19 protein-coding genes and 2 tRNA genes are annotated in these 20,979 nt (G+C 69.7%); 16 read left to right on the forward strand and 5 right to left on the reverse strand.

Annotated features, from left to right (window positions below; all coding sequences use genetic code 11):
• Positions 1-3 precede the first annotated feature (3 nt).
• The 7 genes from ENSA5_RS26195 (at position 4) to ENSA5_RS26225 (ending at position 9,126) form a co-directional block, all read left to right on the forward strand.
• Positions 4-2,316, forward strand: coding sequence for a hydroxymethylglutaryl-CoA reductase, degradative (locus ENSA5_RS26195; RefSeq protein ID WP_106394423.1), 2,313 nt, complete (start codon positions 4-6; stop codon positions 2,314-2,316).
• A 34-nt stretch (positions 2,317-2,350) separates the two neighbouring features.
• Complete coding sequence (gene hpnC, locus ENSA5_RS26200; protein WP_106394424.1) at positions 2,351-3,331, forward strand: squalene synthase HpnC; 981 nt, start codon at positions 2,351-2,353, stop codon at positions 3,329-3,331.
• 29 nt (positions 3,332-3,360) lie between these two features.
• Entirely contained in the window at positions 3,361-4,308 is a 948-nt protein-coding gene (locus tag ENSA5_RS26205) for a phytoene/squalene synthase family protein (RefSeq protein WP_181198156.1), read from the forward strand.
• A 41-nt stretch (positions 4,309-4,349) separates the two neighbouring features.
• Positions 4,350-5,669 (forward strand): FG-GAP repeat domain-containing protein, encoded by a 1,320-nt coding sequence (locus tag ENSA5_RS26210; protein ID WP_106394426.1) that lies wholly within the window; start codon positions 4,350-4,352, stop codon positions 5,667-5,669.
• Positions 5,670-5,674: 5 nt separating this feature from the next.
• Positions 5,675-6,619 carry an AAA family ATPase gene (locus ENSA5_RS26215; protein WP_106394427.1) on the forward strand — a complete coding sequence of 315 codons (945 nt, stop codon included), beginning with the start codon at positions 5,675-5,677 and terminating at the stop codon, positions 6,617-6,619.
• Positions 6,620-6,724: 105 nt separating this feature from the next.
• Positions 6,725-8,077 (forward strand): hydroxysqualene dehydroxylase HpnE, encoded by a 1,353-nt coding sequence (hpnE, locus tag ENSA5_RS26220; RefSeq protein WP_106394428.1) that lies wholly within the window; start codon positions 6,725-6,727, stop codon positions 8,075-8,077.
• A 185-nt stretch (positions 8,078-8,262) separates the two neighbouring features.
• Positions 8,263-9,126, forward strand: coding sequence for a hypothetical protein (locus tag ENSA5_RS26225; RefSeq protein ID WP_146156138.1), 864 nt, complete (start codon positions 8,263-8,265; stop codon positions 9,124-9,126).
• A 12-nt stretch (positions 9,127-9,138) separates the two neighbouring features.
• On the opposite strand, the gene ENSA5_RS26230 is transcribed toward ENSA5_RS26225, so the two are convergent.
• Complete coding sequence (locus ENSA5_RS26230; RefSeq protein WP_106394430.1) at positions 9,139-10,299, reverse strand: anhydro-N-acetylmuramic acid kinase; 1,161 nt, start codon at positions 10,297-10,299, stop codon at positions 9,139-9,141.
• Positions 10,296-10,814, reverse strand: coding sequence for an HAD hydrolase family protein (locus ENSA5_RS26235; protein WP_106394431.1), 519 nt, complete (start codon positions 10,812-10,814; stop codon positions 10,296-10,298). The genes ENSA5_RS26230 and ENSA5_RS26235 overlap by 4 nt, the downstream gene beginning before the upstream one ends.
• A gap of 175 nt (positions 10,815-10,989) precedes the next feature.
• Here ENSA5_RS26235 and ENSA5_RS26240 point away from each other — a divergent pair, with 175 nt between their 5' ends.
• From ENSA5_RS26240 to ENSA5_RS26250, 3 genes are read left to right on the forward strand one after another with little or no spacing between them, the layout of a single operon-like run.
• Positions 10,990-11,433, forward strand: a complete 444-nt coding sequence (locus tag ENSA5_RS26240) for a response regulator (protein ID WP_181198157.1) — start codon at positions 10,990-10,992, stop codon at positions 11,431-11,433.
• A complete protein-coding gene (locus ENSA5_RS26245; protein WP_146156139.1) occupies positions 11,430-12,167 on the forward strand; it encodes an ATP-binding protein in 738 nt (245 codons plus the stop codon). The genes ENSA5_RS26240 and ENSA5_RS26245 overlap by 4 nt, the downstream gene beginning before the upstream one ends.
• On the forward strand, positions 12,164-12,853 hold the full coding sequence (locus tag ENSA5_RS26250; RefSeq protein ID WP_106394434.1) for a DNA-binding response regulator: 690 nt from the start codon (positions 12,164-12,166) through the stop codon (positions 12,851-12,853). The genes ENSA5_RS26245 and ENSA5_RS26250 overlap by 4 nt, the downstream gene beginning before the upstream one ends.
• A gap of 185 nt (positions 12,854-13,038) precedes the next feature.
• On the opposite strand, the gene ENSA5_RS26255 is transcribed toward ENSA5_RS26250, so the two are convergent.
• Together ENSA5_RS26255 and ENSA5_RS26260 are read right to left on the reverse strand one after the other, a co-directional pair.
• A complete protein-coding gene (locus tag ENSA5_RS26255) occupies positions 13,039-13,404 on the reverse strand; it encodes a response regulator transcription factor (protein ID WP_106394435.1) in 366 nt (121 codons plus the stop codon).
• Between the two features lie 92 nt (positions 13,405-13,496).
• On the reverse strand, positions 13,497-14,855 hold the full coding sequence (locus ENSA5_RS26260) for a metallophosphoesterase (RefSeq protein ID WP_106394436.1): 1,359 nt from the start codon (positions 14,853-14,855) through the stop codon (positions 13,497-13,499).
• A 135-nt stretch (positions 14,856-14,990) separates the two neighbouring features.
• Between ENSA5_RS26260 and ENSA5_RS26265 the strand changes: the two genes are divergently transcribed.
• The 3 genes from ENSA5_RS26265 (at position 14,991) to ENSA5_RS26275 (ending at position 18,364) form a co-directional block, all read left to right on the forward strand.
• Positions 14,991-17,225, forward strand: coding sequence for a (Fe-S)-binding protein (locus ENSA5_RS26265; protein WP_106394437.1), 2,235 nt, complete (start codon positions 14,991-14,993; stop codon positions 17,223-17,225).
• Positions 17,222-17,545 carry a BolA family protein gene (locus ENSA5_RS26270; RefSeq protein ID WP_219906865.1) on the forward strand — a complete coding sequence of 108 codons (324 nt, stop codon included), beginning with the start codon at positions 17,222-17,224 and terminating at the stop codon, positions 17,543-17,545. Before ENSA5_RS26265 ends, ENSA5_RS26270 begins: the two co-directional genes overlap by 4 nt.
• 300 nt (positions 17,546-17,845) lie before the next feature.
• The gene (locus ENSA5_RS26275) at positions 17,846-18,364 is read left to right on the forward strand and encodes a hypothetical protein (protein ID WP_146156140.1); all 519 of its coding nucleotides are present in this window, start codon (positions 17,846-17,848) and stop codon (positions 18,362-18,364) included.
• A gap of 7 nt (positions 18,365-18,371) precedes the next feature.
• Here ENSA5_RS26275 and ggt read toward each other — a convergent pair whose 3' ends face one another.
• Positions 18,372-20,210: a gamma-glutamyltransferase gene (gene ggt, locus ENSA5_RS26280; RefSeq protein WP_106394439.1), complete on the reverse strand. Its 1,839-nt coding sequence runs from the start codon at positions 20,208-20,210 to the stop codon at positions 18,372-18,374.
• 202 nt (positions 20,211-20,412) lie between these two features.
• Here ggt and ENSA5_RS26285 point away from each other — a divergent pair.
• The 3 genes from ENSA5_RS26285 to ENSA5_RS26295 all read left to right on the forward strand — a co-directional run.
• Positions 20,413-20,483: transfer RNA gene (locus tag ENSA5_RS26285), tRNA-Gln, on the forward strand.
• Positions 20,484-20,528: 45 nt separating this feature from the next.
• A tRNA-Glu gene (locus ENSA5_RS26290) sits at positions 20,529-20,600 on the forward strand.
• Positions 20,601-20,658: 58 nt separating this feature from the next.
• Positions 20,659-20,979, forward strand: a 321-nt coding sequence (locus tag ENSA5_RS26295; RefSeq protein WP_181198158.1) for an N-formylglutamate amidohydrolase, incomplete at its 3' end; no start/stop codon positions are given.

Here is a 20,979-nt window from a genome sequence, read left to right on the forward strand (position 1 = left end):
GCCATGACCGACAAGCCCTCCCCTCCCCCCAGCTCCGTCTCGGTGGGCCCGGTCTCGGCGCCGGGCAAGTCGTTCCTGATCGGCGAGTACGCGGTGCTCGAGGGCCACGAGGCCGTGGTCACGGCCGTCGATGTCCGCGCCCACGCGCACACGCCCCGGGACCAGCACGGCGAGCGGCCCGACCCGGGCAGCCCCTTCGTCGCGGCCGCCGTCGAGCTCGTCAGCGGCTGGCTGCGCGGCCACGGCCACGAGGTCCCGGCCCCGGCGTCGATTCCGGTCGTGACGACCGTCGGGTTCACCGCGGGCGCGCGCAAGCTCGGGCTCGGCTCGAGCGCCGCGGTCACGGCCGCGGTCGTCGGCTGGTACCTGCGCGCGGCCGGCCTCGACCCCGACACGCCCTACGTCCGCCAGGTCGCGTACAGCATCGCGCGCGAGGCCCACGCGATCGCCCAGGAGGGTCGCGGGAGCGGAGCCGACGTGGCCTCGGCCGTCTACGGCGGCACGATCCGCTTCGCCCGCGACGGCGGGGTTCAGCCGATCGAGCTGCCGAGCTGGCTGGCGATCGGCTTCTTCGACGCGGGCGCGCCCGCGAGCACGACCTCGCTGGTCAAGGCCGTCGAGACCGGGGCCGACCGCGATCCCGCGACCTACGAGGCGGCGATCGCCGAGCTGGCTTCGGCCAGTCGGCGCTTTCAGTCGGCCCTCGAGGAGCGCCCGGCGACCGGCTTCGGTCTGATCCAGGAGGCCTGCGCGACCCACAACCAGGGCCTGCGCCAGCTCCAGGACATCGCAAAGGCCTCGATTCTGACCGAGCGGATCGAGACGATCCTCGGCGCCGCGCAGTGGGCCGAGCTCGCGGCCAAGCCCGCGGGCGCGGGCGGAGGCGATCTCGTGGTCGTGTTCGCCCGCGACCCGGCGCTGCTCGATCGCGTGGCCGTCGAGCTCTATCACCGCCACGACATCGCCCTGGTCCGCAAGCTCGAGACCGACGCCGCGGGCCTCCGCGCCGAGCCGCGCCCGCCGGTCAACTCGCGGATCCGTGGCCTGTTCAAGCGCTCGATCCCCGAGCGCCGCGCGGCCGTGGCGGTCGCTACCGGCCTCGAGCCCGCGCGCTTCGCCGACGCCGACTCGGGCGCGCTCGAACAGGACACCGCCGAGCACATGATCGAGAACGTGATCGGCTGCCTGAGCCTGCCGATCGGAGTCGCAACCAACTTCCGCCTCAACGGCCGCGACTACCTCGTGCCGATGTGCGTCGAGGAGGCCTCGGTCGTGGCCGCGGCCTCGAACGCGGCCAAGATGATCCGCGCGGGCGGCGGCTTCGCGGGGGTGTCCGATCCGCCGTGGATGATCGCCCAGGTCCAGCTCGTGCGCGTGGGCCCTCGGGCCGTGGAGGACGTGGTCCGGGCCGTCGAGGCCGACAAGCAGGCCCTGCTCGACATCGCCGACGACTCGCACCCGCGGCTCGTCGCTCGCGGCGGCGGAGCCCGCGGCGTGGAGGTCCGGACCCTCGACGAGGACACGATCGTCGTCCACATGCTCATCGACTGCCGCGACGCGATGGGCGCGAACCTGCTCAACACCGTGGCCGAGGCGATCGCCCCCCGGCTCGACCAGATCAGCGGCTGGCGCTCGGTCCTGCGCATCCTCAGCAACCTCGCCGATCGCCGCGCCTCCCACGTCAGCTGCCGCGTGCCGGTCTCGACCCTGACGACCAAGGAGATCGACGGCGCGATCGTGGCCAAGCGCATCGAGGAGGCGTCGCGCTTCGCCGAGCTCGATCCCTACCGCGCGACGACCCACAACAAGGGCATCATGAACGGGATCGACGCGGTCGTGATCGCAACCGGCAATGACTGGCGCGCGATGGAGGCCTCGGCCCACGCCTTCGCGGTCAGCCATGGCCGCTACGGGCCGCTGGCGATCTGGCGCGCGGTCGAGGACGCCGAGGGGCAGACCGTCGCGCTCGAGGGTGAGATCAGCGTGCCCACGGCCGTGGGCGTGGTCGGAGGCGCGACCCGGACGCACCCGACAGCGCGGCTTGCGCTCGACATCCTCGGCCGCCCCTCGGGCGGGGAGCTGGGCCTGATCATGGCCGCCGCGGGCCTGGCCTCGAACCTCGCGGCCCTGCGCGCGCTTGCGACCGAAGGCATCCAGCGCGGGCACATGTCCCTCCACGCTCGCGCTGTCGCTCTCGCGGCGGGCGCCCGTGGCGCAGAGGTAGAATCCATCGCACAGAGGCTCATCGATGTGGGCGAGATCAAACCGGAGCGGGCCGAAGCTCTGCTAGGTCAGCTGCGGACGGGCGAGGGCTGAGCTCCCGCTTCACTCGGCGAAGAGAATTTCAATCATGGCCAAGGGATCCCAAGGCTCTCCGCGTTTGTTCGCGGTCCCCCTCGACAACGAGCGCGACGAGGTCGACGTGCTGCCGGATGCGCCTGACGGCGCGCCGCCCGGCCCGTGGACCAAGGAGGCGGCCTACCGCTTCTGCGAGCGCATGGCGACCAGCCACTACGAGAACTTTCCCGTCGCGTCGCGCTTCGTTCCCGCGCCGCTGCGCCCGCACGTGTGGGCGATCTACGCGTTCGCGCGCACGGCCGACGACTTCGCCGACGAGCCCCGCTTCGAGGGCCGAAGGCGCGACGCGCTCGACAGCTGGGAGCTCTACCTCGAGGCCTGCTACCACCGCGACGTCGATCATCCGGTGTTCGTGGCCCTGCGCGACACGGTCCGCCGCCACAACATCCCGATCGGTCCGCTCAAGGCGCTGCTCACGGCCTTCCGCATGGATCTGACCAAGCATCGCTACGCCTCGTTCGCGGAGCTGCGTCAGTACTGCACGCACTCGGCCGAGCCCGTCGGCCAGCTGGTGCTCTACGTCCATGGCCACCGCCAGCCCGAGCTCCATCGCTTCTCCGACGAGATCTGTGCGGCCCTCCAGATCGCCAACTTCCTCCAAGATCTGAGCGTCGATATCCCGCGCGGGCGCTGCTACATCCCCCAAGAAGACCTGATCCACTTTGGCGTGAGCTGGGAGCAGCTCCAGGCCGGCCGCCACACCCCCGAGTACAAGGAGCTGATGCGCTTCTCCTGCGCCCGGGTCCGGACCATGTTCCTGCGCGGGCAACCCCTGCTGCGCAAGGTCTCGCCCGGGCTCTCGCTCGAGCTCGAGGCGACCTGGCGCGGCGGCATGAAGATCCTCGACGTGGTCGAGGCCCGCGACTACGAGGTCCTCGACTACCGCCCGACCCTCGAAAAGCGCGACGTCGTCGACATCGCCGGCCGCTCGCTGTTCGCCTTCGGTCGCCGCTTCATGCGGGGCGAGGTTTGACGCCACCGGTCTTCGACCCGCGCACATGGGTGGAGCGCGGCGAAAAGCTCGTGCGCCGCCTGGGCGCGCGCTCGTCCTCGAATTTCAAGTTTGCGTTCCTGTTCCTGAGCCCCGCCCAGCGCGAGGGCCTGACCCGGGTCTACGAATTTTGCCGCGTCGTCGACGACATCGTCGACGAGCGACCGCCGGGTCCCGAGGGCCGGGCCGAGGCCGAGGCCGGGCTCGCGCAGTGGACCGAGGAGATCGCGCGGATCTACTCTGGTTCTGGTTCTGGTTCTGGTTCCGGCTCCGGCTCCGGCTCCGGCGAGGATCCCCAGACCGAGCTCGGCCAGAGCTTGGCCCAGACGATCGCGGAGTTCGAGCTGCCGCGCTACGCCTTCGACGAGATCATCGCGGGCTGCGCGATGGACCTCGACATCGTGACCTACCCCGATCTCGCCGCGCTCGAGCTCTACTGTTACCGGGTCGCCTCGTGCGTCGGGATCTTGTGCATCGGGATCTTCGGCGATCAGTCCGAGGTCGTGCAGCGCTACGCCAAGCACCTCGGGCTCGCGCTGCAGTACACCAACATCTTGCGCGATGTCGGCGAGGACGCGGCTCGCGGGCGGGTCTACCTGCCGATCGATCTGCTCGAGCGCCATGGTCTGTCCGAGCGCGACGCGCTCAACTGCACCTACGACGGCCGGTTCCTGGCCATGGCCGAGGACTTCGCCGAGCTGGCCGAGGCCGAGTACCGCCGGGCGTGGGCGGAGCTGGCGAAGATTGGCGATCTTCGTCCGCTGCTGCCCGCCGAGATCATGGCCCGGACCTACTACGAGCTGCTCCGGGAGCTTCGCGCGCGACGCTTCGATGTGTTCACCCACCGGGCCGCGCTCCGTCGTCGCGACAAGCTCAGGGTCGCCGCGATCTCGCTCGCGCTGACCAGCTTGCCGCCAGAGCTCCCCGGTGTCCGTGCCGTCCGGGCCGCGCTGGTTTGATCCCCCACGCACTCGCGTGGGCAGTCTGATACAGTCGCTCCGTGCGCGCGCGCCTGAGCTCATGCTCGATCCTCGCGGCCGGGCTCGTCGGTTCGCTATGGGCCTGCTTCGACGGCTTCGGCACCGTCGGCGCGATCTGCTTCGCCAACAGCCAGTGCGGGGCCGAGCAGGCCTGCGTCAACTCGGTCTGCGGGCAGTGCGACGACCGCGAGATCCAGGCCGGGGAGCTGTGCTTCGGGACCTCGTCCGAGGAGAACGTGTTCGGCGAGGTCTCCGACCTCCTGGCCTTCGACCCCGAGAGCGACGGGCGCAACCCGCTGCTCATCGCGATGGTCAACAACAACTGCCAGCAGCCCCCAAACATGGGCCCGCCGACCGTCGGCGGTCCGGCGTGCTGGGGCATCTACGCGATGATCCTCGACGCCGACGGCGACTTCGAGGCGACGACCCCGCTCGGCGTGTCCAACGACGGCTACGTTCCCCAGATCGGCGCGGGCGACTTTGACGGCGCGGGCACGCTCGACGCCGCGGTCGCGATCTCGCCCAACGATCCCCTCATCGATCCCTCGCAGCTCGTCATCATCCACGACTTCGGCTTCTCTGATGACTCGGCCCTGCTCGAGCTCGACATCAGCCTCCAGCCGCGCACGCTCCACGCCGCCGACATGAACGGCGACGGGCTCGACGATCTCCTGATCGGCGGTCAGCTCTCGGGCTCGCTGGCGCTCTACGTCGCCACCCCGGGCGTGGGCTTCGCGGCCGAGCGCCTGCTGGTCACCGATCAGACCCCGCGCCCTGCCCCGCCGGTCGACATGGACAACGACGGCGATCTCGACGTCGTCCTGATCTCGGAGGTGGGTCGCTCGGTCGGCGTCGATCTCAACAACGGGTCCGGTAACCTCTCGCCCCAGGCTCGTCAGAGCATCGAGGATCCGCTCACCCCCCTCGACCTCGCCGTCGCCGACTTCGACCGCGACGGCAACATGGACGTCGTCGTGTTCGTCGGCGCGCCCCTCAACCAGGCGAGCGAGGGGATCCTGTCCGAGGTCCGGGTCTACCGCGGGCTCGGCGACGGCACCCTCGAGCTCGAGCACACCTTGCCCGGCGGCGAGCTTCCGACCTCGGGCCTCGCCGAAGACATCAACCACGACGGCTGGCCCGACATCATCGTGGCCGACGTCCTCGAGGACAAGCTCCCGGTCCACATCAACCGCGAGGGCAGCTTCCCCGACATCGTCACGATCGACGTGGCCGCGTCGCCGCGCTCGCTCATGTACGCAGACTTCGACTTCGACGACATCCCGGACATCGTGGTCGGCAACGCCAACGGCGTGGTCGCGGTCGTCCCCTCCGAGAACTAAACCCGATGACTCGGTCGCCCCTCAACTCGATGATCAGCCTGGGTGTGGCGGTCGCGCTCGCGCTCGCGCCGACGCTGAGCCACGCCGCGCCGCCGGCCGCCGACGCTGCCGAGGCCCAAGGCGAGGATCCCTCGCCCGAGGCCGACCCGGTCATGAGCGAGGCCAAGCGCCTGTTCGACGCCGGCGTCGCGCGCTACACGGCCGCCGACTACGAGGCCGCCGTCGACTTGTGGCTCGAGGCCTACGCGATGGTCCCGCCCGCGTTCGAGAACCGGCTGATCAAGGCCGAGCTGATCTACAACGTCGCCCGCGCCCAGCAGAAGTGGTTCGAGATCGACAGGGACGTCAAACATCTGCGTCAGTCACGCGAGATCCTCGACCGCTACCTCGGCGAGATCGACGAGCTCTACGGAGATCAAGCTCCGCTCGAGCGCGAAAAGATCCAAGAGCAGATCGACGAGGTCGACGAGCAGATCGGCGAGTGGGAGGCCGAGCAGGCCCGGCGTGAGGCCGAGCTCGCCGAGCGCATGCGGCCGACCTTCGACGAAGAAGCCGACGCCCGCGAAGAGAAGCGCAACAAGGCCATGATCGGCGCGGGCGCGGGCCTGACCGCGCTCGGGGTCGGCGGCGTCGGGATGCTCGTCACCGGGATCGTCTTCGCCGGGGCCGCGCAAGACAGCAGCGGCGGGCTCCCGCTCGAGGCCGACATCCCTGCGCGCGAGGCCGCGATCACCCGCGGTGAGGCCGGCAACGCCCTCATGGTCATCGGCAGCTTGGCCGCGGGCGTGTTCTTGGCCGCGGGCGTCCCGCTGCTGGCCGTCGGCGGGTCGGCGGAGAAGAAGCGCAAGCAGCGGAGGGCCGACGCCGGCCTCGACCAGGCCCGGGTCGACGCGATCGCGCCCCTGTGGGTCCGAGGTGGCGCGGGCCTGGCGATCGGCGGCCGCTTTTAACCCCTGCTGACGCCGTCGACGTGACGGCGAGCACGCTCGGGCTGTGATCCAGACCAAGGCTCGCGGGTTCGTCCGGGGACGCTGGGCAGTACCCTGCGCCGGACCATGGATACCGCGCCTCGCACGATCATCGTCGGTGCCGGCTTCGCCGGGTTGGCGGCGGCTGTTCGCCTCGCGGATGCTGGCCGATCGGTGGTCGTCGTCGAGGCGACCAAGGCTGGCGGCGGCCGCTCGCGCTCGTTCCACGACAAGGTCACCGGGCGCGAGGTCGACAACGGCCAGCACCTGATGATGGGCTGCTACCGCGAGACCCTCGCCTTCTTGGACGCGATCGGCACGCCCGCCGGGGACATCGACCTCCAGACCAACCTCGCGCTGACCATGCTCAAGCCTGGCGGGGCCAAGGTCGAGCTCGACTGCCCCTCGCTCCCGGCCCCGCTCCACCTCGCCGCGGGCCTGTTGCGGATGCGTGGGGTCGGGGTCCTGCACCGCGCCGCCGCCTTGCGGGCGGGCCTGCTCCTGCGCGGAGAGATCGCCCGCCCCGACGACAACGAGACCTGCGACGCGTGGCTGCGCCGCCTCGGCCAGACCTCGACGATCCGGGCCGCGTTCTGGGAGCCGTTGATCTGGGCGGTGCTCAACGACGATCCCCTCGTCGCCTCGGCGGCGATGCTGGTCGCCGTGCTCGAGCGCGCGTTCATGGCCTCGCGCGAGGCCTCGAGCCTCGCCGTCCCCCGCCGCCCGCTGTCCTCGCTCTATGTCGATCGCGCCGTCGCCCGGATCGAGGCCCGCGGCGGCGAGGTCCGCTTTGCCAGCCCCGCGCGCAAGCTCGAGCTCGACCCCGAAGGCCAGGTCTCCGGCCTCGTGCTGAAATCTGGCGAGCGCCTCGTCGCCGACCAGGTCATCACCGCCGTCCCCCCCCACGTCCTGCTCGAGCTCCTGCCCGACGCCGCCCGCGACCACCTCGTGTTCCGCGACGTCGCCCGCCTCGAGTCCTCGCCGATCATCAGCTTGTGGGTGACCCTCGCCGAGCCGCTCCTCGATCGCCCCTTCGTCGGCCTGATCGGCAGCCCCCTGCACTGGCTCTGGGACCGCGATCGCCTCGAGTCGAGCGCGGCCGCGACCAAGCCCGGCAACAACCTGCTCTCGGTCACGATCTCGGGCGCACGCAGCTTCGTCAACGACCAGCCCGACGCCCTCCGCGAGCTGCTCATCGGCGAGCTCACCCGCTTCTTCCCCGACGCCCGCCCCACCATTCAGGCCTTCCGAGTCGTCAAAGAGAAGCGCGCAACCATCAGCCACGCCGCCGGCACCTACCGCCGCCGCCCCGAGACCGCCAGCCCCATCCCCGGCCTCTCCCTCGCCGGCGACTGGGTCCGCACCGGCCTCCCCGCGACGATCGAGAGCGCCGTCCAAAGTGGCCACGACGCCGCCCAACGGGTCCTCAGCCCCCGTTAGCCCGCCCCCCTCCGACTCCGATCCGTGGCTTTGGACGAGCCCCCTTCAAGGGGCCACGCAGGCGGCTGCGAGCTCCATCGACATGAAAGCCCACCGGGCGGGGGCGCGAAGCGAGGGCTCGATTGAGGCGCGTGGCGGCCTTCGAGTCTATCCGCTCCCGGCCGATGGCGGTTATGCTCCTCGCCATGCCTCGCTCCGCCCTCGCACGGACGCTCGTGGCCGCCCTCGCGCTCGGGCTGGCCGCCTGCGGTCGCCCGGCCCCCGATCCCGAGCAAAAGCCCCGGGCGATCGAGGACCCCGAGGAGATCGATGCGCTGCAACAGGCCGCGGATGCCCAGGCCGAGGCTCGGGCCCGAGCCCGCGCGAAGCCGAGGTGGAAGCGGAAGGTCCCGCCGATGCCCGAGACCTTCGCGGCCTTTGAGCGGCCCGATCTCGCCGCCCTCGAGGGCGCGTGGCTGGTCGACAGCGAGATCCCGGGTCAGCAGGTGCTGTGGCTGATCGAAGAAGATGGCGCCAAGCTGACCGAGATCGACCACCGCGAGCGCGAGCGCGTGTTCGGCATCAGCCTGGCCTCGCCCTGCGCCCTGCGCCTGACTGACGAGCGCGGCCACGCCCGGACCCGGGTCATCGCGGCCCGCGGTGATCAGCTCATCGCCCCGCGTGGAGGCGCGACCGCGGTCGCAGGCAGCGATGGATCGATGCTCGCGTGCGCCGGGCATCGGACCTACCAGATCGCCGCCGACGGCCGCTGCCGCTACACGACCGAGATGCTCGGCTCATGGAGCGACCCGGCCGAGCCCAGCGAGACCTGCAAGCTGAGCAAGGGAGCCAAGGGCGCGACGCTGCGTCTCGGCGACCAGCGCCTGCGCGACTACGGGGGGCTGTGGGTCGACGAGGACAACGCCGACCGCTGGGCGGTCAAGGTCGACGATCGAGCGGCCGGGTTGGCTGCGCTCACCCGCGCGGCCGCGCCCGCGGAGCCTGCGACCGAGACCGGAGCCGACCCCGGAGCCGACCCCGGCAGCGACACGGGCACGGAGACCGGCTAGCAGCCCGGGGTGCTAGCCTTTCGAGGGGGCGAAGGGGACCTGCGCGCTCGGCCTTGCGATGTGACCGAGCACGCAGGCCCGATCGGCGCCGGTGACCCTCGGCAGCGAGCTCGGCAGCCCGGCCAGGGTCCGGGCCGCGATCAGGGCGATCGCGGCCGGCTCGTGGCAGCTCGCGGCGAACACTCCGTGCTCGGCCCGCTCGACCGGCAGCGCCAGCGACTCACGGGTCAGACGCAACAAGGTTGGGTTCTTGGCCCCGCCCCCGGTCAGCAAGACCTCGCGCACGCCCTCGCACTCCGCCGCCGCGCGGACGATCGCCCGCGCGGTCACGGCCAGGACCGAGGTCAGCAGGTCGCGCCCGGCGATCGCGGTGAAGCGCTCGTGGAGGCGCTTGGCGTAGGCGCGGCCGAAGTCCTCGCGCCCGGTCGAGCGCGGCGGCGGCTTGTGGAAGAAGGCGTGGGCGAACACGTAGTCGACCACGCTCTCGACGACCTTGCCCCCGCGACTGAGCTGCCCGTCGCGATCGTAGTCGAGGTCGCCGAAGCTCAGGGCGCGGGCGAGATAGTCGGCGATCATCATCCCCGGCCCGATGTCGTAGCCGACGACATCGTCGACGTCGGCGGTCACGTGGGTGATGTTGGCGATGCCCCCGACGTTGACGATCAGGCGCCCCGCGTGCTCGACCGGCGTGAAGAACCAGTGCGCGAAGGGGACGATCGGCGCCCCCTCCCCGCCGTGGAACATGTCCGCGGAGCGCAGATCCCCGACGACGGGCCGGGCGAGGGCCTCGGCGAGGACCGCCGTGCTCCCGATCTGCAAGGTGTTCGGGATCCGGTGGCCGAGGCTCTCGCTGGCCGAGGGCGGCCCGTGCCACAGCGTCTGTCCGTGCATCCCGACGACGGCGCAGCGCTCCCAACCGTCGAGCTCGCGGACGGCGGCGGCGTAGCGGCGCGGGAGCTCGGCGTGGAGCTCGGAGAGACGGGCCAGCGACAGGGAGGTCGGGTTGGTCAGCTCGGCCTGAAGCTCGGACTCGAAGGGCAGGTGCGCGTGGTCGAGGACCCGCGGCTCGTGGCGCTGCTCGACGCCCTCGAGCTCGAGCAACACCGCGTCGACCCCATCGCCCGAGGTCCCGCTCATGATCCCGACGGTTCGGATTGGGTCGGCGACGGTCATTGTCCTCCCTCCAGGAGCCGGGGGTTGCCCGCGTCGCGGAGCAAGCCCTCGAGCTCTTCGATGACCCTGGCGCCCCCCGCGGATCGCAGCACCAGGGTCGCGCGGGCGAGCGCCTCGGGGTGAGCATCCGCGACCGCGACGCCGACTCCGACTCGATCGAAGACCGGGGCGTCGTCGAGGCCATCGCCGATGTGCAAGACCCGGTCGAGGGCCACGCCCCCGTGGCGGGCCCGGATCTGATCGAGCGCCGCGATCTTGTCGCTGACGCCGAGCCAGTCGGTCTCGCAGCGCAGGTGCTCGACGCGGCGCCGGGCGGCCTGGGTCTTGTTGCGCGACAGCGGGACGACGGCGAGCTTGGCCCGGGCCATCCGCAACAGCGACTCACCGTCGCGTACGCTGTAGCGCTGGACCCAGCCGGCCGCCTCGCCCGCCCACCACGTGGTCGCGTCGGTCAAGGTCCCGTCGATGTCGAACGTGAGCAGCTCGATCGCGGCCAGTCGCTCGCGGTGATCCATGGTCGGATCTTATCGGCTCTGCCCCAGCCAAATCGGCCCTCAGTGTCGAAAAACGCCGGTTTCGTGCGAGTTGCTTCACGCTGAGGGATCGCCCCCGAAGATCGACCGCGAGGAGCGCCTTTTTGTCCACGGCGTCAAAGTCCCTATGGTAATTGTAGAGCACACCGCGCAGGTCATGATGGAGTCCGACAAAACGCCAAGCAGGGCGCAGGCCAGCAACGGCGCCAGCGATGGGCGCCAGCTTCTGATCGTCGAGGACGAGGCGGTGATCCGCTTCGTTCTCCGCTGTGAGCTCGAACAACACGGCTTCGTGGTCACCGAGGTCGAAGACGGGCGCGGCGCGCTCGAGGCCTTCAGCCGAGATCCAAGCTGTTGGGCCGGGGCCTTCGTCGACTTCCTGCTGCCCGACATCCACGGTGACGAGGTCATCGAGCAGTTGTTGGAGTTGCGCCCCGATCTCCCGGTCGTGTTGATGACCGGCGACTCCGATCCCTCCGCCGACGCCACGAAGGGCGCGCTGACCGTCCTGCGCAAACCATTTCCGCTCGAGCAAGTTCGGCCCTTGCTCGAGGTCATGCGCCAGACCGCACAAACGCCGACCCAGGAGCCGTGCTCATGAGCACGAAGAGCGACGCCAAGCGCCCTCACCGGCTCGATCCGGTCACGGAGCCCGAGCCCGAGCCGGTCCCAGCCCCGGACGACGGCGAGGCGGCTCTGCGTCGGACCCGCCACCAGATCCGCAACGAGCTCCAGCTGCTGACCAGCCTCCACGCCCTTCACCTGCGCAACGTCGACGACCCGCGCGCACGGCGTGAGCTCATCCGCTGCTATCGGCGAGTCGGCGTCGTCGGCGTCGTCCACCAGCTGACCGCCGACGCTGGCGGCACGGTTCGCGCCGACAGCTGCCTCCAGACCGTCGCCAATTTCCTCGCCGCCAGCGCGCGCACCATGGAGGACAACCAAAATTTCAAATTCGATCTGAGCCTCGAGGTCGATCACCCGCGCTGGCGTCACGACCACGCGACCCGCATCGCGTTGATCGTCGACGAGCTGTTCTCCAACGCCATGAATCACGCCCTCCCCCACGCCGAGCAGCTCGACATCGCGCTCAGCCTCCGATCGGTGAAGGGTCGCTCGTGCCTGAGTCTGCGCGACTGGGGGCCCGGCCTGCCTGAGGGGTTCGATCCCGCGACCGCGGACAGCCTGGGTCTGCCCATGGCCTGCGCGGTCGCCCAGCAACTCGGAGGCTCTCTCGAGCTCGTGGCCGCGCCCGGCGGCGGCACCGAAGCGCGCTTGTTGCTACCCCTCGACCTCGCCGTGGACTCCAACGAGGGGGCCGACGAGCGCCCATGACTACCGAGCTCAAGGCCCGCCGCGCTCGCGCGATCATTGTCGAAGACGAGTGGATCGTCGCCCGCGATCTCCAGCACATCCTCGAGGAGATCGGCCTCCAAATCGTTCGCCTCGTCCGCCGCCCGAGCGAGCTGCTGCCCTTGCTCGACGAGTTGCGTCCGGAGCTCCTGGTCCTCGACATCGATCTCAGCGCCGAGATCGACGGCATCGAGCTCGCGGAGCAGGTCCAAAAAACCCACCCAACCTGCGCGCTGCTGTTTGTGTCGGCCCACGCCGAGCCCGAGACGCTGGCCCGGATCCGGCGGGTCGACGCCCACGGCTTTGTCGTCAAGCCCTTCGTTCGGCCTCAGCTCGAGGCCGCTGTCGAGGTCGCGCTCGCGCGGGTCGATCGCACCGCCGACAACGCCCAGGCTGCGCTGCGCGAGATCGCTCGGGTCCTCGCCGACGCGGGCGCGCTCCCGAATGAGCGTCGCAACCGAGACTGGCGCCAGATCCCCGGCCTCGACGAGCTCTCACCGCGCGAGGTCCAGGTCCTCGAGGCGCTGCTGGCCCACCGTCGGCCCCCGCAGATCGCCGAGGATCTCGGCATCTCGCCGCACACGGTCCGCAACCACCTCAAGTCGATCTACGCCAAGTGCGGCGTCCGCTCCCAGGCCGAGCTCCTCCAGCTGATTGTCGAAGGCTGAGGCGGCCTTAGCAGCCCGTGGTGCTAGCAGCCCGGGGTGCAATGCATCGTGTCGCCTCGCGCCGGAATCTTCGCCGAGGGCGCGAAGCCAAAACGCCGCTGTACCGGGCGTACTGCAAGTTTTGGCGACAAAGCCCTCGGCGAAGAGGCCAAGCGAGGCGGCGCGAGGGATTGCAGCCCGGGCTGCTAGAGCGCCTTGCGGATCTTGGCCAGGAGCTCGTCGAGCTGGAAGGGCTTGGTCACGTAGTACTTGGCGCCAACGTTGATGCCCTCGACGACGCTGCGGGGATCGTTCTTGGCGGTCAAGAAGATGACCGGGACCGAGCGCGTGCCATCGTTGCGCTTGATCGCCTTGACGAAGGTCATCCCGTCGAGGCGCGGCATCATGACGTCGGCGATGATCAGATCTGGCTGCTCCTGCTCGAGCGCCGTCAACCCCTGAACACCGTCCGTCGCCTGCGTGATCCGGTAGCCCTTCGCAGTCAGCGCCTTGCTGAGCAAGGTCTGAACCGCAGGATCGTCCTCGACGACGAGAATGTGCTCACCTGCCACCCCGGCAAACTATCATAATTTGCCCTGATCGTCTCTGAGATCGTCTCTGAGATCGTCTCTGCACATCGAGCGACCGGCGGCGAAGCGGGGGTTTAAGACGGAAGAACGCGCATCGAGTCCAGGATCGTGATCCCCCCGTTTCGCCAGCGTCGCAGCTCGACCTCGGTCAGCTGCTCACCGCGCTCGTCACGGCGCACGACCAGGTGAGATCCGTCGAGCCAGCTGCCGCTGTTGCCGTAGATGACCTGACCGCGGCGCTCGACGCTGCCGCGGTGGCTGTGGCCCATCAGCACGATGCGCGTGCCCGTGACCTCGCCGACGCTCGACGCGACCTCGAGCATGTCGCGCGCGACGTTGCGCGGCGATCGGCGGCGCTTGACCTGAAGCGCCGCGAGACAGCCCAGGCCGAGCCCCAGCGGGATCCCGAACACCAGCGACCAGCCGCTGGCCCAAAAGATCAGCGGCACGAGCAGCGCGGGGGTCACGGCCGAGAGCGCGAGATCGAGGGCCGTGACCGACAAGACCCCGCCGACGCTGGCCGAGCTCGGCGGCGGCGCCATGTTCTCGAGGGCCGTCAGCGCGCTCATCTGCAGGCCCGCGTTCTTGGCCAGCTTGGCCAGGCGCTCCTCGTGGGCGGCGCGACCGGCCTTGTCGACGCGGCCGCTGCGGACCCAGAGGCCGAGCATGCCTCCGACCATGCGCAGGTAGAGGAACACCACGCGGACCATGAAGCGCCAGCCGCGGGCGATGGCCCAGCGGAAGTAGTCGAGGGTCGTGAACCGGTCGGCCGCGTCGTAGTCGATCTCGGGCATCCGGTTGGTGAAGCGCCGGGTCGCAACCTCGGCCACGCTCTGGACCAGGCGGCCGCCGCGAGTTGGCGAGAGCTGGGCGTGGGTCGAGCAGGCCGGATCGAAGAGGTGCCCGTGCTCGATCCACGCGCCGCCCTCGCGCACGAACCAGGGCACGAAGCGGACCTGCCCGGCGCCGACCTCGTCGAGGGTCGTGATCCCGGTCGCGGTGATCTTCGACTGGAGCTGCTCGGGGTCCTCGCCTCCGTCAAGCGCGCCCTCGAGCCGCTCGGCGAAGGCGCGCCCGACCTCCGGGTAGAGGAATTCGGCGTCGTGGTTGCCGGCCACGAAGACGATCGAATTCCCGGCGTCGAGGAAGGAAATTAGCGCGTCTTCGACGCCCGGGTACGCGTCGAGCACGGCGTGGAGCCGCTCGACCGCGAGCTCGACGGGATCCTGGTCGTGCGCGCCGATCTCGACGTTCCAAAAGTCGATGAAGTCGCCGTTGATGACCAACTGCCAGGTCCCGAGCCGCGCATAGTGATCCAGGAACTGCGGCAGGGTCTCGTCGAGGCGGGCCGCGAGGTGCACGAACTCCCCACGGGTTCGCAGCTTGAGGTGCGAGCCAAGGTGCAGATCGCTGATCAACAAGAGCTGGCGCACAAACTCTTTTTACGCGCAGGTCCGCGCAGAGGCCAGCTTGAAACGAAGCACCCGTGCCAGGCCTGAGGCTATGGTATAGCCGCGCGCGAGCGCAGCCGCCCGCTGGGGCGGCGTCAACGCCCTCTGGAGCCCGACATGCCCAAGCTCATTGCCTTCGGACTGGTCGTCGCCTTGGCCCTTGGCCTGTTCACCTGGAACCTGACCAGGGCCATCAAGATCGCGGCGCTGGGGAAGCCCGCCAACCTCGAGGAAACCTGGGGCGAGCGAATAGCGAGCCTGATGACCTTCTTCTTCGGCCAGCGCAAGGTCGTGGAGGAGCGTCGCAGCTGGCACCACCTGGCGCTCTACTGGGGGTTCTTGATCCTGCAGGTCGGGCTGCTCGACATGCTGATCACCGGGCTGTTCGGCGAGTTCGGCTTCACCCTCGCCGACCTGCTTGGGCTCCAAGGCCACGCCTGGCTCAAGTTCTTCGTCGACTGGGGCAACGCGATCGTCGCCGTCGCCCTGCTCTACGCCTTCTTTCGTCGCCTGGTCATCAAGCCCAGCTTCGTCCCGGCCAACCTCGACGCGATGCTGATCCTCAGCGCGATCGGCCTGATCGTGCTGACTCACTTCGGCCACCACATCTACGACATGGCCCACGCCCGGGCGATGGAGGACGGCGCGATGGTGTCCTACGCGATCGGCTCGGCGCTGGGGCTGTACTCGGGTCCGCCGATCAGCGAGGCGCTGCCCGGCGGGGCCGGCGACTCGGGGCTGCTGGTCTCGGTCAGCCGTGACACCGCCGAGATCGTCGCCGACGTCCACTGGTGGGCCCACCTGTGCGTGGTCCTGGCCTTCCTCAACTACCTGCCCTTCTCCAAGCACATCCACGTGATCTGGTCCGGGCCCAACATCTTCCTGCGTCGCCAGGGCCAGCGCGGGATCATGCCCAAGCTGCTGTTGATGCCGCCCGAAGAGGAAGACGAGGAAGACGAGGACGGCGAGCCGCCGCCGATCCCGTGGGAGAACTGGGGCGTCGGCCGGATCCAGGACTTCGACTGGAAGTCGCTGATCGACAACTACGCGTGCACCGAGTGCGCGCGCTGCACGACCTACTGCCCGGCCTTCGCCACGCACAAGCCGCTGTCGCCGATGCACCTGATCCACGATCTCAAGGACGAGATGAAGGAGCGCGGCGGGCTGCTGCTCGACCTCCAAGAGGCCGGCGGACAGCTGCCGATCTACGACCCCGACACGGGCGAAGAGGGCTTCCCCGAGGATCTCGACGAGGAGTCGGGGGGCTACGCCCCGCTGCCCGCGACCGCGAGCAAGGACAAGATCGCCGAGATCAAGCAGATGCTCGCGGACATGCCACCTCTGGTCGGCGGCCGCGTGAAAGACGAGACCCTGTGGGCCTGCACCACCTGCGGCGCCTGCGAGGAGGTCTGCCCGGTGTTCATCCAGCACCCGCTCAAGATCCTCCAGATGCGCACGCGGATCGTGCTCAACGACGAAGAGGGCCGGACCCCCGGCGACGTGACCCGCGTGATCGGCAACATCGCCGACGGCCAGGGCAACCCCTGGAACGACACCACCGACCGCATGGCCTGGGCCGAGGGCCTCGAGGTCCCGACGATCGAAGACAAGCCCAACGCCGAGTGGCTGCTCTTCGTCGGCTGCGCGGGCGCGCTCGACGACGGGGCCAAGAAGACCACCCGCGCGCTGGTCAGCGTCCTCCACGCGGCCGGCGTCGACTTCGCGGTGCTCGGCAAGCAAGAAAAGTGCACCGGGGACACGCTCCGGCGGCTCGGCGCCGAGGACAAATTCCAGGAGCTCGCGGCCGAGCAGGTCGAGACCATGAACGAGCTCTCGATCACCAAGGTCATCGCGACCTGCCCGCACTGCTTCCACGTGATCAAGAACGAGTACCCGCAGTTCGGCGGGGACTACGAGGTCGTGCACCACAGCGAGCTGATCGCCAGGCTACTCGACGAGGGCAAGCTCAAGGTCGACAAGCCCCTGGCCAAGAAGCTCACCTACCACGACTCGTGCTACCTCGGGCGCTGGAACAAGGTCTACGACGCCCCCCGCGCCGCGATCGAGCGTTCGGTCGGGACCAAGGGCCAGTTCGTCGAGCTTGGCCGCAACCGCGAGCACGGCTTTTGCTGTGGCGCGGGCGGCGGGCGGATGTGGGTCGAAGAAGAGAAAGAGAAGCGCGTCAACGTCAACCGGACCGAGGAGATCGTCGAGGCTGGCGTCGAGGCCGTCGCGGTCGGCTGCCCCTTCTGCAAGACCATGGTCTCCGACGGCATGAAGCACTTCAACAAGGACGAGGACATCGAGGTCCTCGACATCGCCCAGGTCATCGAACGTACACTGTCCTCGTGAGCGCGACCCCGATCCAAGACGCCATCCACGACGAGCTCGTGCGCAGCTTCGCGCCGAGCGTGCTCGAGGTCATCAACGAGTCCGGCAACCACAACGTCCCGCGCGGCTCCGAGACCCACTTCAAGGTCGTGATCGTGAGCGAGGGCTTCGCTGGCGAGACGCTGGTCAGCCGCCACCGCGCGGTCAACAAGGCGCTCGCGCAGCAGCTCGCCGCGGGCGTCCACGCCCTCTCGATCCAGGCGCTGACCCCGGCGCAGTGGGACGCGCGAGGCGGCGAGGTCCCCGCCTCGCCTCCTTGCCTCGGCGGCTCCAAGGCCTGATCGATCCGCGCGCTCCCCTGTCCAGGCTGTGCAGATTGTGCAGGTCGCGCAGCTTGCGCGATCTGCTGGCGCCGCGGGCCGCAGCTGGCGAGCAGCACGACCACGACAGGTCTCCGGCCTCCCCATGACAGCGGCGCCCGGCTGCCTGAACCTCGCGCGACTCCCTTGTGGCCCGGCGCAGGCAGGCCAGACGCCGGACCCGACTTGGGCATCGCAATCTGCCCGAGAACGCACGACATCGATGTCCTACGGCCAAATTGTCCTGCTTGCGCAGCCTCGTGACCCCACTAGCTTTCGTGCATGGCTTCCAAAGCACGCCTGTGGGGCATGGTCCCCGCGCTCGGTCTGGTCCTGAGCCTCGGCTGCGACGACGGTGACGAGCTGCGCTCGCTCGACGCGAGCGAGTTCGACGAGCGCTCCGCGTGCGGCGACGTGACGATGGTCGCCGCGACCGCCGACGGCAGCGAGGCCCTGCTGCTCGGGATCGAGGACGAGCTGGTCGCCCGGGCCCACGACCAGGGCGAGGCCGTGGTCGCGGACTACGAGCTCCCAGATGACCGCGTGACCGTGCGCTGGGCCGCGGGCGCCAACGTCTACCAGGGCCACTGCGGCCTCGACAACGGCGAGCTCTGGCGCCTCGACGCGCGCAAGGACGCCCTCGTCGGCCACGTCTTCGTTCGGGTCGAGCCGACCGAGGACGGCGCGCTGAGCTTGACGGCGGAGCTCGCCGACGTCGTGTTCGTGGCCGACGATCCCGAGGGCGGCGACGACTACGAGCTCGAGTGGACGCGCCTCGAGCAGCCCCTCGCCGAGGGCTGAGCTCGGCTCAGTAGGCCGCCGCCGACCCGCCGTCGCGGGACACGTCGGCGACCGCCTCGAGCTCGCCGGTCTCGGGATCGACCTCGATGCAGTTGGCGTGACCGATGCGCCAATTCCTGGTCTTGAGCTCGTGGCCCTTTTTCTCGAGCGCCTTCTTCAGGGCCGGCTCGATCCCGTCTTCGTGCCAGATGTTGTCGGGCTTCCACTGGTGGTGGATCCGATGATCGCGGACCGCGTCCTCGAGCGAGCGGTCGTAGTCGATCAGCTGGATCAGGATCTGGGCGACGGTCGTCGTGATCGTCGGTCCCCCGGGCGAGCCGAGGACCGCACGGAGCTCGCCGTCCTTGACCACGATCGTCGGCGTCATGCTGCTGAGCATGCGCTTGCCCGGCTCGATCGCGTTTTGCGGCCCCTGGATCAGACCGAACATGTTTGGCGCGCCGACCTTGGCCGTGAAGTCGTCCATCTCGTTGTTGAGGATCACCCCGGTCCCCGGGACCAGGACCTTCGAGCCGAAGCCACCGTTGAGCGTGTAGGTGTTGGCGACCGCGAGGCCCTCGCCGTCGACGACGGAGAAGTGGGTGGTCTGCTCGGACTCTTTGATCTCGACCCCGGCGCCGACCTGATCCGAGGGGGTCGCCTTCTTGGGGTTGATGTCGGCGACGCGCTCGTCGATGTAGCTGACGTCGAGCAGCCGCTCCATCGGGATGTTGACGAAGTCCGGATCACCGAGCAGCAGGTTGCGATCTGCGTAGGTCCTGCGCAGGATCTCGACGTAGGCGTGGACCTGGGCGGGCGAGTGCCACGCGAGCTTGTCGAGCTCCATGGCCTCGCTCGCGGCGAGGATCTGGCGCAGGACCACGCCGCCCGCGGACGGCGGCGGCATCGCGATGATCTCGTGTCCTCGGTAGGGGAACACCAGCGGCTCGCGCTCGACGGCCTCGTAGCCGGCGAGGTCCTCGAGCGTCCAGATGCCGCCGAGCTTTTGGACCTCGCTCACGAGGTGCTGGGCGAAGGGACCCTCGTAGAAGCCCGCGCGGCCCTGGTCGGCGATCCGCTGGAGGGTCGCCGCGAGCTCGGGCTGGGTCCAGACATCGCCGACCGCGTAGTTGCTGCCGTCGGGCTTGCGAAAGTGGGCCGCGCTGTCCTCGTAGCCCGCGTCGGCCATGCGCTTGCTGCCCCACGAGAGATCGTCGGCGTGGTTCTCGTCGAGGGTCCATCCGTCACGCGCGAGCGCGACCGCGGGCGCGACGACCTGCTTCCACTCGAGCTTGCCCCACTGCTGATGGGCGTACCAAAACCCCGCCACGTCCCCGGGGATGCCCGCGGCCTTGGCCCCGGTCCGGCTCTGATCCGTGAGCTCGCCGTCCTCGTCGAGGTACATGTCCGCGCTCGCGGCCCCCGGCGCGGTCTCGCGGTAGTCGACCGCCGCCGACTTGCCGTCGGGGAAGCGCAAGACCATGAACCCACCGCCGCCGATGTTGCCGGCCGAGGGGTGGGTGACGCTCAGGGCGAAGCCGACGGCGACGGCTGCGTCGACGGCGTTGCCCCCCGCCTGGAGGATCTCGACTCCGATCCGGCTCGCGTTGGACTCGGCGCTGGCGACCGCGCCCTGCTTGCCCCGCGAGATCTCGACCTGCTCCTGCGCGGGCGCGGGATCCCCGATGGGGTCGAGGCGCAAAACCAACTCGCTCGGCGCGTCGTCGGCCGTGCTCGTGCTCGAGTCGGGCGCGGTGGCGGTCGTGCTCGGGGTCTCGCTGTTGACCGGGTCTTTGCACCCGGATCCGACGAGTAGGCCCCCGAGCAGGAGCGCGGACAAGACCGATGGCCACTGAGGTCGACGCATGCGGCGAGGGTACGCGGAGCTTCGGCCCGAGCGAACCCTCACTGGCTCCAGGCACCTCAGCGTTAAACGCGCTGCATAAAGCGTCTTGACAGCAGCGAGGAGCTAGTTCATCTTCCCCCGGCCTCAAACGGGCTCCTACCACCACCTCCGCCTCGGCACGGCCCACAGACAGGCCAACACCCAACAACTGCCGGGGCTCCGTTCGGGTATCGTCTAATGGTAGGACTGCGGATTCTGGTTCCGCCAATCAAGGTTCGAGTCCTTGTGCCCGAACTCTCTTTCCTGACTGCACTCGCAAACACGAGCACTCTCCCGCATGGCCCTGTGGTCTAGCGGTTAGGACGGCGGCCTCTCACGCCGCAATCCCGGGTTCGATTCCCGGCAGGGTCAGCGAAGGGCCCTCGCTTCGGCGAGGGCCCTTTTTTTTGGGCTATGTATCTGGTGCGGCGTGAGCGAGCTCGGAAGTACAGAGACGATCGAGGCCAGCGAGGTTGGCGTCCCGCCGGGGTCTCCCCTGCCTTTCGAGTTTCGGCCGAGCCTGCGGCCGAGCCCCCTGATCATCAGCTTCCCCCACGTCGGCCTCGACTGGCCGCCGAGCCTCGGGCCGCGGCCCCAGGTCAACTTTCCCCGCAACGCTGACTACGCCGTCGACCGCCTCTATGTCCGCGCCGAAGCGCTGGGCGCGGCGACGGTGCGGGCGCGCTACTCGCGGCTCGTCGTCGATCTCAACCGCGCGGAGGACGACGTCAGCGCCGAGCTCGTCCCCGAC

This window comes from Enhygromyxa salina (genome assembly GCF_002994615.1).
In the GTDB taxonomy this organism is placed as follows: domain Bacteria; phylum Myxococcota_A; class Polyangia; order Nannocystales; family Nannocystaceae; genus Plesiocystis; species Plesiocystis salina_A.

Coding starts and splice junctions, on each gene's coding strand:
- ENSA5_RS26195 (WP_106394423.1), top strand. CDS start 4: ATGACCGACAAGCCCTCCCCTCCCCCCAGCTCCGTCTCGGTGGGCCCG.
- hpnC (WP_106394424.1), top strand. CDS start 2,351: ATGGCCAAGGGATCCCAAGGCTCTCCGCGTTTGTTCGCGGTCCCCCTC.
- ENSA5_RS26215 (WP_106394427.1), top strand. CDS start 5,675: ATGACTCGGTCGCCCCTCAACTCGATGATCAGCCTGGGTGTGGCGGTC.
- hpnE (WP_106394428.1), top strand. CDS start 6,725: ATGGATACCGCGCCTCGCACGATCATCGTCGGTGCCGGCTTCGCCGGG.
- ENSA5_RS26225 (WP_146156138.1), top strand. CDS start 8,263: ATGCCTCGCTCCGCCCTCGCACGGACGCTCGTGGCCGCCCTCGCGCTC.
- ENSA5_RS26230 (WP_106394430.1), bottom strand. CDS start 10,299: ATGACCGTCGCCGACCCAATCCGAACCGTCGGGATCATGAGCGGGACC.
- ENSA5_RS26235 (WP_106394431.1), bottom strand. CDS start 10,814: ATGGATCACCGCGAGCGACTGGCCGCGATCGAGCTGCTCACGTTCGAC.
- ENSA5_RS26240 (WP_181198157.1), top strand. CDS start 10,990: ATGATGGAGTCCGACAAAACGCCAAGCAGGGCGCAGGCCAGCAACGGC.
- ENSA5_RS26245 (WP_146156139.1), top strand. CDS start 11,430: ATGAGCACGAAGAGCGACGCCAAGCGCCCTCACCGGCTCGATCCGGTC.
- ENSA5_RS26250 (WP_106394434.1), top strand. CDS start 12,164: ATGACTACCGAGCTCAAGGCCCGCCGCGCTCGCGCGATCATTGTCGAA.
- ENSA5_RS26265 (WP_106394437.1), top strand. CDS start 14,991: ATGCCCAAGCTCATTGCCTTCGGACTGGTCGTCGCCTTGGCCCTTGGC.
- ENSA5_RS26275 (WP_146156140.1), top strand. CDS start 17,846: ATGGCTTCCAAAGCACGCCTGTGGGGCATGGTCCCCGCGCTCGGTCTG.
- ggt (WP_106394439.1), bottom strand. CDS start 20,210: ATGCGTCGACCTCAGTGGCCATCGGTCTTGTCCGCGCTCCTGCTCGGG.